This is a genomic window from Clostridioides sp. ZZV15-6388, assembly GCF_020657755.1.
GTDB lineage: Bacteria > Bacillota > Clostridia > Peptostreptococcales > Peptostreptococcaceae > Clostridioides.
Genome location: NZ_JAGWCU010000002.1, coordinates 22212 through 39068, shown reverse-complemented (window position 1 = coordinate 39068; position 16857 = coordinate 22212). Strand labels below are relative to the sequence as shown.

16 protein-coding genes are annotated in these 16857 nt (G+C 29.9%); 15 read left to right on the top strand and 1 reads right to left on the bottom strand.

From position 1 onward, the window contains the following. Positions 1-11: 11 nt before the first annotated feature. From KGF48_RS02095 to KGF48_RS02025, 15 genes are all read left to right on the top strand, one after another. Positions 12-524 (top strand): adenine phosphoribosyltransferase, encoded by a 513-nt coding sequence (locus KGF48_RS02095; protein ID WP_227840122.1) that lies wholly within the window; start codon positions 12-14, stop codon positions 522-524. A 73-nt stretch (positions 525-597) separates the two neighbouring features. Then, on the top strand, positions 598-2805 hold the full coding sequence (locus tag KGF48_RS02090; RefSeq protein ID WP_227827518.1) for a RelA/SpoT family protein: 2208 nt from the start codon (positions 598-600) through the stop codon (positions 2803-2805). 24 nt (positions 2806-2829) lie between these two features. Next, positions 2830-3279 carry a D-aminoacyl-tRNA deacylase gene (gene dtd, locus KGF48_RS02085; RefSeq protein WP_227827517.1) on the top strand — a complete coding sequence of 150 codons (450 nt, stop codon included), beginning with the start codon at positions 2830-2832 and terminating at the stop codon, positions 3277-3279. 14 nt (positions 3280-3293) lie between these two features. Next, positions 3294-3908 (top strand): MBL fold metallo-hydrolase, encoded by a 615-nt coding sequence (locus tag KGF48_RS02080; RefSeq protein ID WP_227867698.1) that lies wholly within the window; start codon positions 3294-3296, stop codon positions 3906-3908. Positions 3909-3999: 91 nt separating this feature from the next. Next, positions 4000-5559 (top strand): coproporphyrinogen III oxidase, encoded by a 1560-nt coding sequence (locus KGF48_RS02075; RefSeq protein ID WP_227840124.1) that lies wholly within the window; start codon positions 4000-4002, stop codon positions 5557-5559. Next, complete coding sequence (hisS, locus tag KGF48_RS02070) at positions 5549-6811, top strand: histidine--tRNA ligase (RefSeq protein ID WP_227827514.1); 1263 nt, start codon at positions 5549-5551, stop codon at positions 6809-6811. The genes KGF48_RS02075 and hisS overlap by 11 nt, the downstream gene beginning before the upstream one ends. A 73-nt stretch (positions 6812-6884) precedes the next feature. Next, positions 6885-8672 carry an aspartate--tRNA ligase gene (aspS, locus tag KGF48_RS02065; RefSeq protein WP_227840125.1) on the top strand — a complete coding sequence of 596 codons (1788 nt, stop codon included), beginning with the start codon at positions 6885-6887 and terminating at the stop codon, positions 8670-8672. A 336-nt stretch (positions 8673-9008) separates the two neighbouring features. Then, positions 9009-9761: a GntR family transcriptional regulator gene (locus tag KGF48_RS02060; RefSeq protein ID WP_227840126.1), complete on the top strand. Its 753-nt coding sequence runs from the start codon at positions 9009-9011 to the stop codon at positions 9759-9761. 24 nt (positions 9762-9785) lie between these two features. After that, positions 9786-10199: a PTS sugar transporter subunit IIA gene (locus KGF48_RS02055; RefSeq protein WP_227434496.1), complete on the top strand. Its 414-nt coding sequence runs from the start codon at positions 9786-9788 to the stop codon at positions 10197-10199. A gap of 3 nt (positions 10200-10202) precedes the next feature. Further along, a complete protein-coding gene (locus tag KGF48_RS02050; protein ID WP_227827511.1) occupies positions 10203-10946 on the top strand; it encodes a BtpA/SgcQ family protein in 744 nt (247 codons plus the stop codon). Further along, the gene (locus KGF48_RS02045) at positions 10946-11416 is read left to right on the top strand and encodes a PTS sugar transporter subunit IIB (RefSeq protein WP_227840128.1); all 471 of its coding nucleotides are present in this window, start codon (positions 10946-10948) and stop codon (positions 11414-11416) included. Before KGF48_RS02050 ends, KGF48_RS02045 begins: the two co-directional genes overlap by 1 nt. A 17-nt stretch (positions 11417-11433) precedes the next feature. Further along, positions 11434-12192, top strand: coding sequence for a PTS sugar transporter subunit IIC (locus KGF48_RS02040; protein WP_227840129.1), 759 nt, complete (start codon positions 11434-11436; stop codon positions 12190-12192). After that, positions 12176-13018 carry a PTS system mannose/fructose/sorbose family transporter subunit IID gene (locus KGF48_RS02035; protein ID WP_227840130.1) on the top strand — a complete coding sequence of 281 codons (843 nt, stop codon included), beginning with the start codon at positions 12176-12178 and terminating at the stop codon, positions 13016-13018. The genes KGF48_RS02040 and KGF48_RS02035 overlap by 17 nt, the downstream gene beginning before the upstream one ends. 704 nt (positions 13019-13722) lie before the next feature. Beyond that, positions 13723-14955, top strand: a complete 1233-nt coding sequence (locus KGF48_RS02030) for a cytosine permease (protein WP_227434502.1) — start codon at positions 13723-13725, stop codon at positions 14953-14955. A 13-nt stretch (positions 14956-14968) separates the two neighbouring features. Beyond that, positions 14969-15775, top strand: a complete 807-nt coding sequence (locus KGF48_RS02025) for a nitrilase-related carbon-nitrogen hydrolase (RefSeq protein ID WP_227840493.1) — start codon at positions 14969-14971, stop codon at positions 15773-15775. A gap of 122 nt (positions 15776-15897) precedes the next feature. Here the strand turns inward: KGF48_RS02025 and KGF48_RS02020 are convergent, their stop codons facing one another. Next, positions 15898-16767: a LysR family transcriptional regulator gene (locus KGF48_RS02020; protein ID WP_227827506.1), complete on the bottom strand. Its 870-nt coding sequence runs from the start codon at positions 16765-16767 to the stop codon at positions 15898-15900. Between the last annotated feature and the right edge of the window lie 90 nt (positions 16768-16857).

Below are 16857 nucleotides of genomic sequence, written 5' to 3'. Positions count from 1 at the left end.
AGGCGTTTCCCATGGATTTAAAAAACTTTATAAGGAATATTGATGATTTCCCAAAGCCAGGTATAGATTTTAAAGATGTTACAACTCTATTTAAAGATGGAGAGGCATTTAAATATGCAGTAGATTCTATGGCTGAAGAATTGAAAAGCAAAGGTGTGGATTTAGTAGTAGGGCCAGAAGCAAGAGGATTTTTGATGGGTACACCTGTAGCATATGCATTAGGAGTAGGATTTATTCCAATTAGAAAACCTGGAAAGTTACCTGGAGAAGTTGAGAGTTATGAGTATGGATTAGAGTATGGTACGGATACTTTAGAAATACATAAAGATGCAATTAAAAAAGGTCAAAAAGTGGCAATAGTAGACGATTTATTGGCTACTGGTGGAACTATGGAAGCTGCTGCTAAGCTTGTAGAAAAATTAGGTGGAGAAGTAGTTTCTATGCAATTTTTAATTGAGCTAGAATTCTTAAATGGGAGAGAAAAGTTATCTAACTATGATGTTAATTCTCTTATAAAATACTAGTACTTTTACAATAGTTGGTATAGCACCAACTATTTTCATATATATTAAAATTTTATACAAAATAGGTGGTTATATGCATGATAAAGAATTACAAGAAATAATTGAAAAGATAAAAGTTTATGCACCTAATGCAAATTTTGAAAAGGTTGAAAAAGCCTACAATCTTGCAAAAAAAGCGCATGATGGACAATATAGAAAATCTGGGGAACCATACTTTATTCATCCATTGGCAGTGGCAAATATTTTAATAGAGATGGAATTAGATATTGAAACTATAACAGCAGGTTTGCTTCATGATGTTGTAGAAGATACAGAATATACCTATGAAGACATAACAAAAGAATTTGGGAAAGAAGTAGCGGATTTAGTTGATGGAGTAACAAAACTTGGTCAGATAAAATATCGTTCAAAAGAAGAAACTCAATCTGAAAATTTAAGAAAAATGTTTCTAGCAATGGCAAAAGATATAAGGGTTATACTTATAAAGCTTGCTGATAGATTGCATAATATGAGAACATTAAAATACATGCCTCCAGAAAAAGCAAAGTATAAAGCAAAAGAAACACTAGAGATTTATGGAGGTATAGCCCACAGATTAGGTATATCTAAGATAAAGTGGGAACTAGAAGACAGAGCATTAAGGTTTATGGACCCAGAAGGGTACTATGAATTAGTTGATAGAGTGTCAATGAAGAGAAGTCAAAGAGAAGACTATATACAAGGGATTGTTGAGCTTCTTAAAGATAAGTTTAAAGATTTAAGTATACCATGTGATGTATATGGTAGACCAAAGCATTTTTACAGCATTTATAGAAAAATGCAGAAAAAACACAAGACTTTTGAAGAAATTTTTGATTTAACAGCCGTAAGAATACTAGTAGATAATGTAAAAGACTGTTATGCTGTACTTGGTATAGTTCATACATTATGGAGACCTATTCCAGGTAGATTTAAAGACTATATAGCAATGCCAAAGCCAAATATGTACCAATCATTACACACTACTGTTGTAGGGCCTGATGGAGAGCCTTTAGAGATACAAATAAGGACTCATGAAATGCATAATATAGCAGAAAATGGTATTGCAGCACACTGGAAATATAAAGAAGGTATTTCTGGCAAAGAAGTAAAAGTTGAAGAGAAACTTCAGTGGTTAAGACAAATGATGGAGTGGGAAAAAGATTTAAAAGACCCACAAGAATTTATGGATGCACTTAAAGAAGATGTATTTAATAGTCAGGTTTATGTATTTACTCCACGAGGAGATGTAATTGAATTACCAGCAGAATCAACTCCTATAGATTTTGCCTATAGAGTTCATACAAATGTAGGAAATAAATGTGTTGGAGCAAAAATTGACGGAAGAATAGTACCTATTGATTATAAGCTTCAAAATGGTAATATTGTTGAAGTACTTACATCATCTAATTCTAATGGTCCAAGTCGAGACTGGCTTAACATAGTAAAAACACCAAATGCAAAGAGTAGAATTAGACAATTTTTCAAGAAAGAAAGAAGAGAAGAAAATGTTGACCGTGGTAATACCATATTAGAAAGAGAATTTAAGAAACATGATATACCACAGAAAGACCCTCTTGTTGAAAAATACATGGCACTAGTTGCCAAGAAATTTAATCAGCCAAGTGTTGAAGATTTAGTTGCAACTGTAGGTTATGGTGGTATAATGTCATCTCAAGTTGTATCTAAAGTAAAAGATTTGTATTTAAAAGAAATTAAAAAAGTAAAAAAAGAACAACAGATGCAAGAAGAAGATTTAAATAAACACAATATGAGTGAAACAGAATACAGCAAAAAGAGAAAGAAAAATTCATCACAAGGTATTATAGTAAAAGGACTTGATAATATCTTAGTAAGGTTTGCTAAATGTTGTAATCCACTTCCAGGAGATGAGATTGTGGGGTATATCACTAAAGGTAGAGGTGTAGCTATACACAGAGCGGATTGTCCAAATGCAAATAATAATGGAGATTTCTTCCAAAATAGATTAGTGGAAGTTTCATGGAGTTCAGCAGGTAAAGGCAAGTTTGAAGCTGAGATTCAAATAAAGGCTGCTGACAGAAGAGGAATTGTTAATGAAATAACTCATATTGTTGCAATGGATAAACTTAGCTTAAATGGAATAAATGCAAGAAAAGGAAAAGATAGTATTGTAAGTATAAATCTACTTGTAGAAGTTAATGACACGGAGGAATTGAAAATTCTAATGAAAAAATTAAAAGCAATTCCTGGTGTAGAAAGTATTTATAGAATGACAAATTAGAGTTAAAATAATAGGGAGGAAAATATGAGAGCAGTAGTACAAAGAGTATCTTCATCTAAAGTTACAGTAGATGAAAACATTATAGGTCAAGTAAATAAGGGGTTGCTAGTACTGTTGGGAGTAACTCATGATGATAAATCAAGTGATGTAGACTACATGATTGATAAAATATTAAACCTAAGAATTTTTGAAGATGAAAATGATAAGATGAATTTATCTCTAATGGACATAGGTGGAGAACTTTTAGTAGTATCTCAATTTACTTTATATGGAGACTGTAGAAAAGGAAGAAGACCTGGATTTAGTAACGCAGCTAGACCAGAGCTTGCAAATGATTTGTATGAAGAATTTGTAAAAAAAGCCAAAGATAAAGGTGTAACAGTAGGTACAGGTCAATTTGGAGCTCATATGATGGTAGAATTAACTAATGATGGACCAGTAACAATACTATTAGACTCAAGTAAATCTTTTTAAGGGGGAAAACTTTAATGGTTATAAAAAAATTTGTAGATAGTTATTTTGGAGTAAACACTTATGTATTAGGTGATGAAAAAACTAAAAAATGTGTAGTTATAGACCCAGGAGGAAGTTTAGTAGATACATTAAGCTTTGTAAAAGAAAATGGATTGAATGTTGAATATATAATTCTTACTCATGGACATGGTGACCATATAGGGTATGTTAAAGATATTAAAGAGAAGACTGGAGCTAAGGTAGTTGCACATATTGATGAAAAAGAATTATTAAATGATAAAAATAAAAACTTAAGTTATACAATGAGATGTGGTGCACAAGAATTTGATGCAGATATATATGTAAATGATAAAGATAAGCTTGAAATTGGTGAATTAAAAATGACTTTCTTGCATACTCCAGGTCATACACAAGGGTGTATGTGTATAAGAGTTGAAGATGACATGTTCACAGGAGATACGTTGTTTGCTGGAAGTATTGGTAGAACTGATTTATATAGTGGAGATTTCCACCAAATGGAGAAATCACTTAAAAAATTATGTAAATATGAAGATGCTGTTAGAGTATACCCTGGTCATGGACCAACTAGTACTCTAGGTGTTGAAAAGAAGACAAATCCTTACATGTAATTTTATATTAATATTTAAAAATAGTATCAAATATTTAATAACTGTATCAGTGATGGGGTTCTTCTAGTGTTTAATAGAAGGAGTTAAGTTGATGTTGGATGTTTTTTTAAAAGGACATGATTATAAGTATGAAGTAGCAGAACTTATAAAATTGTTTACTAGTGAATTTAAATTTAATGACTTTGCTGATTGTAGCAATAGTATGGAGTCAATATACTTAATAAATAGATTGGTTTGTGAAAATGATACTTTACTTTCAATTACTGAGTATTATGAAGGTGCTAACTTAAAGTATGAATCAATGCAAAATATTAAAGATATAAATACTGAGTTTTTAAATGGATTTTGTAATAATAAGACGATTGAAGAGTTTTTAGATAGACTAGATAATGAAAGTAAGAGAAATATTAGAAAATTATGCAAAGAAAGTATTAAAAAAAGTATGTTTATAGTACTTAAACAAATATTTAATTCTTATGTTCCATGGGGCATTTTGACTGGTATCAGACCAGTCAAAATTGTCCACAATCTGATGGATGAAAAACTAGATGATAATAGTATAAGAACTATTTTAAAAGATAACTATTTTATAATGGATGAGAAAATAGATTTAGCTCTTGAAATAGCTAATAGAGAACGCTTATTTATGTATCCAATAGATAAAAATAAAATTTCTCTTTATGTAAGTATTCCATTCTGCCCAACTAGATGTGTATACTGTTCATTTCCCTCAAACTCATTAAAGCAATTTGGCCATTTAAAAAGAGAATATGTTTATAAATTGATTGAAGAAATTAAAGGATTTGCCAAGGTTATTGAGGATACTAATAAAGAAATTGAAACTCTATATATCGGTGGTGGAACTCCTACTACATTGGATGAGGAAGAATTGGATTTACTTATAAATGCTCTATTTAGAGAATTGGATTTAAGCAAAATTAAAGAGTTTACGGTAGAAGCAGGTAGACCAGATACTATTACCAAAGAAAAATTAAGTGTATTAAAAAAACACAATGTAAGTAGAATTAGTATAAATCCTCAAACTATGAATGATGAGACTTTAGTTAAAATTGGAAGAGAACATAAAGTTTCTGATTTAGTAGATTGTTTTATTATGGCTCGAAATATGGGATTTGACAATATAAATATGGATATAATTTTAGGACTTATAGATGAAGACTTAGACATGGTAAGAAATACATTAGAGGAAATAAAAAAGCTTTCTCCTGAAAGTCTTACAGTTCATACATTAGCTATAAAAAGAGCTTCTAACCTAAATATAAATATGGATAAGTACAAAGAACATTTAACTCAGTATGAAGAAATGATAAAAATGATAGATTTATCAATGAAATATGCTAAGGATATGGGACTTAATCCATATTATATGTACAGACAAAAACATATGCTAGGTAACTTAGAAAATATAGGTTATGCTAAAGAAGGATATGAGTGTATTTACAATATACAAATTATGGAGGAAAAACAAAGCAACTATGCCTTGGGTGCAGGTGCTATATCAAAATTTGTTTATGTAGATGAAGATAGAATTGAAAGAGTAGAAAATGTAAAGAATGTTGAACAATACATTGATAGAGTAGATGAAATGATAAAAAGGAAGAAAGAAGAGGTATATAAAAATGTTGACTAAAGCTCCCAGAGGAACTAAAGACATAACTCCAAAAGAGGCTTATAAATGGCGTTATGTAGAAAATAAATTTAGAGAAATATGTGCTTTATATGGTTATGAGGAAATGGTAACTCCTATATTTGAACATACAGAACTTTTTAAGAGAAGTGTTGGAGATACTACAGATATAGTTCAAAAAGAAATGTATTCTTTTAAAGATAAAGGGGATAGAGAAATTACTCTAAAGCCAGAGGGTACAGCTGGTGTAGTCAGAGCATTTATAGAGAATAAATTATATGCAGATACTCAACCAACAAAATTATTTTATGTTACACCTTGTTTTAGATACGAAAGACCACAAGCTGGTAGACAGAGACAATTTCATCAATTTGGTATAGAAGCACTTGGAAGTGATACTCCTTCAATGGATGCTGAAATAATAGCACTAGCTGTTCAATTTTTTAATGAAGTTGGATTAAATGATTTGGTAGTGAGTATAAATTCAGTGGGTTGTCCAGTTTGTAGAAAAGAGTACAATGCTTTATTAAAAGAATATCTTGATTCAAAAGCAGATATATTATGTGAGACTTGTAATGAGAGAAGAGAAAAAAATCCAATGAGGGTTATAGACTGTAAAAACCCTACATGTAAAGAAAATATCAAAGATATACCATTTATTGCAGACCATTTGTGTGATGATTGTAAAGCTCACTTTGATAAACTTCAAGAATACTTAAAGGAAATGAATATAAACTTTGTAATTGACAAAACAATAGTTAGAGGATTAGATTACTATAGAAAAACTGCTTTTGAAATTATATCTAATGATATAGGTGCTCAAAGTACTGTATGTGGTGGAGGTAGATATGATGGTCTTGTTGAACAACTAGGTGGTCCAAAAGGTATAAGTGGAATTGGATTTGGATTAGGTATTGAAAGACTTTTACTTACACTTGAAGGCAATGGAATTGAAATAGAAAACCCTCAATCTACAGACATATTTATAGTAACCATAGGTGAAGAAGCAAATACAAGAAGCTTTAAATTGTTGAAAGATTTGAGACAAAATCATATAAGTGCGGATAAAGACCATATAGAAAGAAGTGTAAAAGCACAATTTAAGTATTCAGATAAAATAAATTCAAAATTTACAATAGTAATTGGTGATGACGAGTTAAAAAATGACACTGCAACATTAAAAAATATGAAAACATCAGAGCAAACTACTGTAAAATTAAGTACATTAGTTGAAGAATTAAAGCAAAAGCTGTAAAATAAGAAAGTATGATGTTTTGTGTATTAGATAAATATATAGCATTAAAATTAAATAAAATGGAGGTAGTATCTTGGAAACTTTAAAGGGTTTAAAGAGAACTCACTACTGTGGAGAGTTGAGAGAAAAAAACATAAATGAAGAAGTTGTACTTATGGGATGGGTACAGAAAAAAAGAAACTTAGGAGGACTTGTATTTGTTGATTTAAGAGATACAAGTGGATTATGCCAAATAGTTTTTGACACAGATGTAGATAAAGAAGCTTTTGAAAAAGCTGAAAAATTAGGTGCTGAGTTTGTAATAGCAGTAAAAGGAAAAGTATGTGAAAGACAGTCTAAAAACCCGAACATGCCGACTGGGGATATAGAGATATTTGCAACTGAACTTAGACTTTTAAATAAATCAGAAACTCCACCTATTTATATAAAAGATGATGATGATGTTTCAGAAGCACTAAGACTAAAATATAGATACTTAGACCTTAGAAAGTCATCTATGCAAAGAAATTTAAAATTAAGACACAAAGTAATGAATATTACAAGAAATTACTTATCAAATAATAGATTTTGTGAAATAGAAACACCATTTTTAATTGCTCCAACACCAGAAGGAGCAAGAGATTATCTTGTACCAAGTAGAGTTAATCCAGGGAAATTTTATGCATTACCACAATCACCACAATTATACAAACAATTATTAATGGTAAGTGGAATGGATAGATATTTCCAAATAGTTAAGTGTTTTAGAGATGAAGACCTAAGAGCTGATAGACAACCAGAATTTACACAAATAGACTGTGAAATGTCTTTTGTTGAACAAGAAGATGTTATGAGTATGATTGAAGGTTTGCTTGAAGTTATATTTAAAGAAGTTTTAAATGTAGAATTGACACTTCCACTTCCTAAAATGACTTATGCAGAAGCTATGGCTAGATATGGTTCAGACAAACCAGACACTAGATTTGGTTATGAGCTAACAGATATATCTGATGTTGTTTGTAATTGTGGATTTAAGGTGTTTGCTGATGCTACACAACCAGGAAAAAGTGTGAGAGGTATAAATGTAAAAGGAAAAGCTGACGATTTTACTAGAAAACAAATATCTTCATTAGAAGAACATGCTAAAACATATAGAGCAAAAGGACTTGCTTGGATGAAAGTAGGTCAAGATGGAGTAACTTCTCCAATAGCAAAATTCTTTAGTGAAGAGGAAATGAATGCTATACTTACAAGAATGAATGCAGAAGTAGGAGATTTACTTTTATTTGTAGCTGATAAAAACTCAGTAGTATTTGATGCTTTAGGACAAGTTAGACTTGAAGTGGCAAATAGACTTAATATACTAGATAAGAATGTATATAACTTATTATGGGTAACTGAATTCCCAGTTTTTGAAGAAGATGAAGAAACAGGTAAGTTTGCAGCAATGCATCACCCATTTACATCACCTATGGATGAAGATTTAGATAAACTAGAAGATGGAGATAAATCATCTTTAAGAGCTAAAGCTTATGATATTGTATTAAATGGATATGAAATAGGTGGAGGAAGTGTTAGAATATCAAATTCAGATGTTCAATCAAGAATGTTTAAAGCACTTGGTTTTACAGAAGAAAGAGCTAATGAGAAGTTTGGTTACTTATTAGAAGCATTCAAATATGGAACTCCTCCTCATGCTGGTCTAGCTTTTGGGCTTGATAGACTTGTTATGTTGCTTGCAGGAGCTGAAAATATAAGAGAAGTTATTGCATTCCCTAAAAATCAAAATGCTGTTTGTCCTATGACAAATGCTCCTACAGTAGCAGATGATGAGCAATTGGATGAATTAAGTATAAAAGTTGATATAAAAGATAAAGAGTAATATATAAATAAGAGATAATATATAAAAGACTGTCGCACTAAAAAATAGGGCGACGTCTTTTTTTTATACTATCTAATAGTAATAATTGTCAATTAAAAGTACCATTAACTATTGTTTACACAATTCCAAAAAAGAATTCTGTTAGATTAGTAAAAGTCAAACTATTCCTACCTGATACTACAAACAATAAAATATCATATTAGACAAAAAAATCAAAAAATTACCAAATTAAAAATTATTTAAAAATAAATTGACAACGATTTCAAGTTGTTATAATATGTAATAAAGAACTTGTTATATAATGTTATAAAAATACTACATAAGGAGGTGACTAAAATGGATGAAAAAAAACAAAAAAAAGAAATGGACTTAGAGGTAAATTCATTTATTCCTTTGTACCAACAACTATATGACAATATAAAAAAACAAATAGCAGCTGGTATATATAAACCAGGAGATAAACTTCCATCTGAAGTAGACTTATGTAAGGAGTTTAATATAAGTCGTATAACTGTGAGAAATGCGCTTAATGAACTTGTAAAAGAAGATATATTATGTAAAAAGCGTGGAAAAGGAACTTATGTAACTATACCAGAGAGAATAGAAGCAACATGTGCGGGAAATAGTTTCACTAATTCTTGTCATCGTATTAATGCAAAACCAAGTACTAAGATAATCTCTATTTTAATAAAAAAAGCTGATAAGCAGGTGGCTGAAGCTTTAAATATTGAACTAGAAGAGAAGATAATATGTATTAAAAGACTTCGATTAATAGATGAAGTACCTGTTATTTTTGAAGTTGATTACTTTAGAATAGATTACATGTTTTTATTAAAAGAAGAGCTGGAAGATAAGTCTTTAATGGAAGTTATATCCAACAATATAAGTACACTGCCTAATCGTGTGGAAAATATATTTGAAGTAAAACACTCAAACAAAGAATATTCTGACCACCTTAAATGTGCAAGCAATATGCCATTATTAAAAGTAAGACAATTAGTATATACAGAGAATAATGATGTTTTATATTACAATGAACAATTTATAAGAAGTGATAAGTATAAATATGCAGTATCAGCAGAAATATAATTTACACTTAGGAGAGGAATAAATATGAGAAAAATAATATTAGCGTCTCATGGAGACTTTTCAAAAGGGCTTTTAGATTCAGTGAAAATGATAGTAGGAGATTTAGCAAATTGCGTTAATTCATACAGTTTATATCCTGGACAAAGCGCTTCAGATTTTGCTTTAGAGTTAGAAAAAACAATAGTAGAAGATAAAGAATGTGAATATATAATTTTATCTGATTTATACGGAGCAAGTGTATGTACTGCTATGTTAAGGTTAACTAAGTTACATAATGTTAAGTTATTTTCAGGAATGAACTTAAATATGGTATTAGAGCTTCTTACAAGATTTTCTGATAAATTAACAACTGAAGATGCAGAACAGTTAGCAAAAGAATCTAGAATGGGAATACAAAATGTAACATTACAAATAAATGAAGAAGAAGAGGTATTTTAGTTTATGGACAATAAGGGAATATTATCAGTTTTTAAAAACAAAAAGCCAATTATAGCAATGATACACTTAAAGGGAGATACTTCAGATGATATTTTTGAAAGAGCTAAAAAAGAAATTAGTATCTTAGAAGAAAATGGTGTAGATGGAATAATGTTAGAAAATTACTACGGAAATTACTATGATTTAGAAAGAATACTTGAATATGTATCAAAATCCAATTTATCAATACCATATGGAGTAAACTGCTTAAACATTGATACTATGGGATTTGAACTAGCAACAAGATATAATGCAAGATATGTACAAGTTGACTCTGTAGTAGGTCATGTTAAACCTAGAGATGAAGCTACTTTAGAAGAATTTTTCAAATTACACCGCTCAAAATGTCAAGCTTATTTAATTGGAGGGGTACGTTTTAAGTACCAACCAGTTTTATCAGAAAATACTGTTGAAGAAGATTTAAAAATAGGGATGACAAGATGTGATGCTATAGCAGTTACAGAAAATGCCACAGGGCAAGAAACATCAATGGAAAAAATAGAATTATTCCGTAAAAATGTAGGAGATTTCCCTTTAGTTATTGCAGCTGGAGTTACATTAGAAAACGCAAAAAAGCAACTTGAAATAGGGGATATGGCAATAATAGGAAGTTACTTCAAAGATAATTACCAAGACTTTGGAGATGTTAGTGCAGAACACGTAAAAACATTTATGGATGAAATAAAAAGAATTAGGGAGGAATTATAATGATTAAATTAGTAAGGGTAGACCACAGACTTATACATGGACAAGTAGCATTTACATGGACAAAGTTTTTAAATACAGATTGCATACTAATAGCAAGTGATGAATTATTAAAGGATGATTTAAGAATGGCAGGGCTTAAAATGGCTAAGCCATCTAATGTCAAACTTGTAATGAAAAGTATAGCAGATTCTATAAAAGCACTTAATTCAGGTGTTACTGATAAATACAATCTTTTGATACTTTGCGAATCTGTAGAAGATGTTTATAGACTATCTAAAGAAGTTAAATCTATTAAATCAATAAACCTTGGTGGAACAAAATCAGATGATAATCGTGAAAATATATCTAAGGCAGTTCATGTATCAAAGGATGATATAAACATGATTAAAGAATTAGATTCAGAAGGTATAAATGTATTCGTACAATTAGTTCCTGATGATGATGCTACAAATGTAATGAAATTAATATAATTTTTAGGGGGATAAAAATGGAATTTACACAAGTTATTCTAATAACTCTAATTGCATTCTTTGCATATATGCATTGTTTTGTAGGTTCTACAATGCATAATAGACCTATAGTGGTTGCACCACTTGTTGGTTTAGCACTAGGAGATTTACGTACAGGTATAGTAATAGGGTCAACATTAGAACTAGTATTTATGGGTGCATTCCCAGTTGGAGCAAGTAATCCTCCTGACTTTGTATCTGGTTCTATTATTGCCACAGCATTTGTAATATTAACTGGTCAAGATGTATCCGCAGCAGTTGTACTTGCAGTTCCTATAGCAACTTTAGTATTACTTATAGACAACTTCTTAATGACAGTAGTACTTACATGGGGAGCTCATCTTGCTGACCGTTACGCAGAAGATGGTAACATTGAAGGTGTAGAACGTATACAATTATTATTTGGTATAGGTAATAAATTAATACTAGCAATAATAGTAGGTACAGGATTCTCATTAGGTGTTCCAGTAATAGAAAAGATACTTTCATTTATACCATCATATGTAATTCATGGTATGGATGTTGCAGCAGGCGTGATACCAGCAATAGGTTTTGCCATGTTAGCTAGAATGATGCTTAATAAGAAAACGATAGCATTCTTATTATTAGGATTTATAATGGTTGCTTATTTAAAAATAACAGTAACAGGAGTTGCATTATTTGGATTAGCAGTAGCTCTAATATATGTTAACTTTGTAGGAGAAAAGGAGGTAGTAGTGGATGACAACGAATTCTAAAAAATTAGAAACAATTTCGCCAGATAGCAAAATAACAAGAAAAGACTTTTGGAAATGTTTTAGAAGATCTCTAACATTAGATTCATCTTGGAACTACGAACGTATGCAAAATATAGCATATGCATATATGATGGCACCAATAATCCGTAGATTATATAAAGATGATAAAGAAAAAAAAGCTCAAGCTTTAAAAAGACATCTTGAATTTATGTCAGTTACACCTCATATAAGTACTCTTTTGGTTGGTATATCTGGAGCTATGGAAGAAGAAAATGCAAAGAATGAAGAATTTGATGCAAAGAGTATAAATGCAGTTAAGTCAAGTTTAATGGGACCAGTTTCTGGAATAGGAGATTCATTTTTCTGGGGAACATTAAAGCTTATAGCAGCTGGAGTTGGTATAGCTTTAGCTTCTCAGGGGAATATAATGGGTCCAATTTTATTTCTTCTAATAATAAATGTTCCTCACTTTATTATTCGTTATATATGTCTAGATAAAGGATTTAAGTATGGAACTCAATTTTTTAAAGATGTAAGTGGCTCAAATATAGTCTCAAAAGTTATGGAAGCAGCATCAATGCTAGGGCTTATGGTAATTGGAGGTATGACTGCCTCTAATGTAATACTAAAACTTAGTGTTAATGTAGGTAGTGGGGAATGGGCAGAGCCTATTCAAACTTACTTAGACCAAATAATGCCATGTATGCTTCCAGCTATGATATTTGGAATTATGTATTGGTTATTAGGAAAAAAAGTCAAGACAACTACGATATTAATTTCAGTTATGGTTATTTGTATAATATTAGCTGCAGTTGGGGTAGTATAAATAAAATTATGAATATGATTTTTGATAATCTTTTCTACAATTGAAACCTATAAAGGGGATGTCGAACTAAAAAATAGGCGACTCCCTTTTTTAATAAAAAATAAATCCAAAAGAATTACTAATTTTATGCCCATAGTGGCAAGCACCTTTTTCTTTTTTATCTATTAAAGTTATCTTTATCTTTGGTCTTTTAACCATAATTTTACACATCCTTCTTTATATTTATATTCACTATAACAAAAATACTATATTTAAAAATTTTATCGTGAATTCGTTTTTAAGTAAATTTTGTTTGAAAAACTATTTTTATAGTAATAATCAGAAAATTTAGACTAAATTTGATTAGTAAAGTTGTAATAAATTCACTAAAAATAAGTTAGAATAGGTTAAATTAGAAGTATTTATAAGCATTTATAAAAAATATTTGAGAATAAATTATATGTTATAAAATTTTAATAAAAAAAGTATAATTCTAATAAAACTGAAATAAATTTAAAATATGTGTGAATAGTCTAAATTTAAATAATAATTTTAGACCATTTATCTATCTATAACTTAAATTATATCAAATTGATAATAAACTATATATTATACTTTTTTGTAGAGTAGAATTATAATTATAGAAAGAAAAAAAACTATCAAGCATGAAAAAAATGTAGAAAAAAGTAGAAAAGATTCTTTTACAAAGAAAGGGAGGGATAATCTTGCAAGAGAGAGAAGAATTAGTTTTAAATCCAGTTCCAAAAGAGGAAAGAGTTGGATGGTTAGCTCCATTATTTAATATGCTTGGCTCTAATATAGCCATATCAGAATTAATGGTTGGAGGAACCTTAATTTTAGGAATGACTCTTTCCAATATGATTATTACATCAATTATAGGGAACTTAATATTAGTCGCAATTATTATGATACAAGGTTATATTGGTTGCAAAGAAGGGTTAAATACATATGTATTAGCTAAGGGGGCATTTGGAGAGATAGGTGGAAAATATCTTATATCTCTATTGCTTGGAATAACTAGCTTTGGTTGGTTTGGTGTACAAGCAGGAGTTGCTGGATTATCAGTACAAAAAATATTTCCAAGTGTAAACTTAACACTAGTCACAGTTATACTTGGATTATTAATGGTAGTTTTTGCTTTGTATGGTTTTAAGGCAATGGCTAAGTTTAATTACTTAGTTATACCACCACTTATAATATTAATGGCTTGGGGAGTTTTTAAAGCTTTTTCTACTTATGGAGTTGAAGCCATTTACAATTACACTCCTCAGACAACAATGAGCATGGTTGAAGGATTAAATATGGTTGTTGGTCTTATCATAGTTGGTGCGATTATATCACCTGACCAATTAAGATATACAAGAGGAGTAAAAGATATTTGGATAATTGGTTTTTTAGGATTAGGTATTATTTCATTGTTCCAACAAGTTGCAGCAGGTGTAATGTCTATGGGTGCTCCTACTTGGGATATAACAGAAGTATTGGCTAATTTAGGGTTTGGATGGATAGCATTTGTTATTTTAATACTTGCATCTTGGTCAACCAATGTATCAAATGCCTATTCTGGTGGATTGGCACTAAAAACTATTTTTCCAAATGTAAAGAGAAATGTATTAACTTTGGTTGCAGGTCTAATAGGTACAACAATAGCAGCTACTGGTATAATATTCAAATTCCAATCATTCTTATCTTTCTTAGGAATAGCAGTTCCAGCTATAGCAGGAATTATGTGGTGCGAATATTATTTTATACAAGGAAGAACTTATAAACACAGAGAAGGAATAAATTGGATTGCAGTAATAAGTTGGTTGATTGGTTTTGCAGCATCATATTATACTTCAAAAATAAGTTTCTTAATACCACCAATAAATGGAATCGTAGTGAGTATGATTCTTTATTATATACTAATGAAATGTTTTGGAAGTAAAGATAAATAAAGGGGGAATTTGTATGAGTCGCAAAGTGAAAATAGGTATAATTCAACAACATAGTGTACTTGGAGATGTTAAAAAAAATATAGAAAAAGCAGTAGATATGATAGATGATTTAGGAAATCAAGGTGCAGATATTATTTGTCTGCCAGAATTATTTGCTACAGGATATAACTTAGAATATTTAGGCGGAATTAAAACATTAGACCTAATAAGAGAACATAACAAATACATAGAAGAATCAATGTCAGAAGCAGCTAAAAGAAATAATGTATACCTAATATCTCCATATGGAACTTTAGAAAAGGACTCTACGCATGTTTTCAACTCAGCTGTTATATTCGATAGACAGGGTAATATGATGGGGGAATACTGTAAAAATCACCTATGGTCATTGGAAGCAGTATACTTTAAAGCAGGGGAAAAAGTAAATGTATATGATGCAGACTTTGGTAAATTTGGTGTGATGATATGCTATGATGCAGGATTCCCAGAAGTTGCTAGAGAATTGACATTAAAAGGCTCTGAAATAATATTTATACCTTCTGCGTGGAGAATACAAGATGAAGATATGTGGGATTTAAACGTATCTCAAAGAGCTTTAGAAAATACTGTCTATACAGTAGGAGTGAACTTAGTAAGTAATGACCCTAATTTGATACTGTTTGGAAAGAGTAAAATATGTAATCCTAGAGGAACTATAATAAGTCAATTAGATACATATAGAGAAAAATATATATTAGAAGAGATTGACCTAGATGAAATAGAAAAATATAGGAACGATATTCCCTACTTAAAGGACAGAAAAAATAGTTACAATATATAATTTTACATTATATGTTAAGGTACAATTTCGATAAAAAATAAAAATAGGAGGATATGTCAAACGTTAAAGATAAAGTTATTAACTCTATTTGATATATCCTCTTTAATAATACCAGCTTTGCTTTAAAGATTTTTGAAATAATTTATAAGAAAGTCTTTAAATAATAAGACTGCTTTAGATGCATAATTCTCACTAAACCATGAAAGATTTAAATATCTTTTAAATTCAATATCTTTTATATGTAATAGTTTAATTTCAGGGTCTCGAGATAAGCCCCATGATTTTCCACATATAAATCCAACTCCTTGAAGTGATTTTATAAGAGCATAGATTGTATATGGAGAATCGGATTCAAAGGCTATTTTTGGCTTGAAATTAGCTGATTCACATAATATATCTATTATTTCTCTATAATTTTCACCTTTAGTTATAACGATAAAGTTTTCGTCTGAAACTTCATTTAGATAAACCCCATCCTTTAATGATAGAGAGTGGTTTATTGAAACTCCTAATAATATTTCCTCACAGGTTAATGTTATATTATTTTCTGAGTTTAATTTTGTAAATGAAGAAGATATATACAAATCAAAATCACTTTTCTTATAAGAAGATGGTAGAGTATGTGAAACATTAAAGGTAATATTAGGATATAGTTTTCTAAAGTTACTCAAAAGTGGTGGTAATACATTAGCAGCTGCTGTAGCTAATATTTTTACTTCACCAGAGTTTTCTAAGGAAATATCTTGTAATTCTTTCTTTGACATTTCTACTAAATCTAAAATACTATCCACCCTTTTTAGAAATAATCTACCGTACTCATTTAGTACAATATATCTTCCCTTTCTATCGAATAACTGAACTCCAAGTTCTTTTTCTAAAGAAGATATGGTTTTACTTAAAGCTGGTTGTGCTATGTTTAGTTTTTGTGATGCTTTTGTTATGTGTTCCATTCTAGCGACAGTTTGAAAATACTTAAGATGCAATAAATCCATAATATAAAATACACCTCTTTTAATATAACTTGAATTATATAAATTTGATAATTAATTATATATTATACATTATAATACAAAGCTTGTATA

What these genes read in the sequence shown, in the direction of transcription:
- KGF48_RS02095 (WP_227840122.1), top strand. Translation starts at nt 12, where the DNA reads ATGGATTTAAAAAACTTTATAAGGAATATTGATGATTTCCCAAAGCCA.
- KGF48_RS02090 (WP_227827518.1), top strand. Translation starts at nt 598, where the DNA reads ATGCATGATAAAGAATTACAAGAAATAATTGAAAAGATAAAAGTTTAT.
- dtd (WP_227827517.1), top strand. Translation starts at nt 2,830, where the DNA reads ATGAGAGCAGTAGTACAAAGAGTATCTTCATCTAAAGTTACAGTAGAT.
- KGF48_RS02080 (WP_227867698.1), top strand. Translation starts at nt 3,294, where the DNA reads ATGGTTATAAAAAAATTTGTAGATAGTTATTTTGGAGTAAACACTTAT.
- KGF48_RS02075 (WP_227840124.1), top strand. Translation starts at nt 4,000, where the DNA reads ATGTTGGATGTTTTTTTAAAAGGACATGATTATAAGTATGAAGTAGCA.
- hisS (WP_227827514.1), top strand. Translation starts at nt 5,549, where the DNA reads ATGTTGACTAAAGCTCCCAGAGGAACTAAAGACATAACTCCAAAAGAG.
- KGF48_RS02060 (WP_227840126.1), top strand. Translation starts at nt 9,009, where the DNA reads ATGGATGAAAAAAAACAAAAAAAAGAAATGGACTTAGAGGTAAATTCA.
- KGF48_RS02055 (WP_227434496.1), top strand. Translation starts at nt 9,786, where the DNA reads ATGAGAAAAATAATATTAGCGTCTCATGGAGACTTTTCAAAAGGGCTT.
- KGF48_RS02050 (WP_227827511.1), top strand. Translation starts at nt 10,203, where the DNA reads ATGGACAATAAGGGAATATTATCAGTTTTTAAAAACAAAAAGCCAATT.
- KGF48_RS02045 (WP_227840128.1), top strand. Translation starts at nt 10,946, where the DNA reads ATGATTAAATTAGTAAGGGTAGACCACAGACTTATACATGGACAAGTA.
- KGF48_RS02040 (WP_227840129.1), top strand. Translation starts at nt 11,434, where the DNA reads ATGGAATTTACACAAGTTATTCTAATAACTCTAATTGCATTCTTTGCA.
- KGF48_RS02035 (WP_227840130.1), top strand. Translation starts at nt 12,176, where the DNA reads ATGACAACGAATTCTAAAAAATTAGAAACAATTTCGCCAGATAGCAAA.
- KGF48_RS02025 (WP_227840493.1), top strand. Translation starts at nt 14,969, where the DNA reads ATGAGTCGCAAAGTGAAAATAGGTATAATTCAACAACATAGTGTACTT.
- KGF48_RS02020 (WP_227827506.1), bottom strand. Translation starts at nt 16,767, where the DNA reads ATGGATTTATTGCATCTTAAGTATTTTCAAACTGTCGCTAGAATGGAA.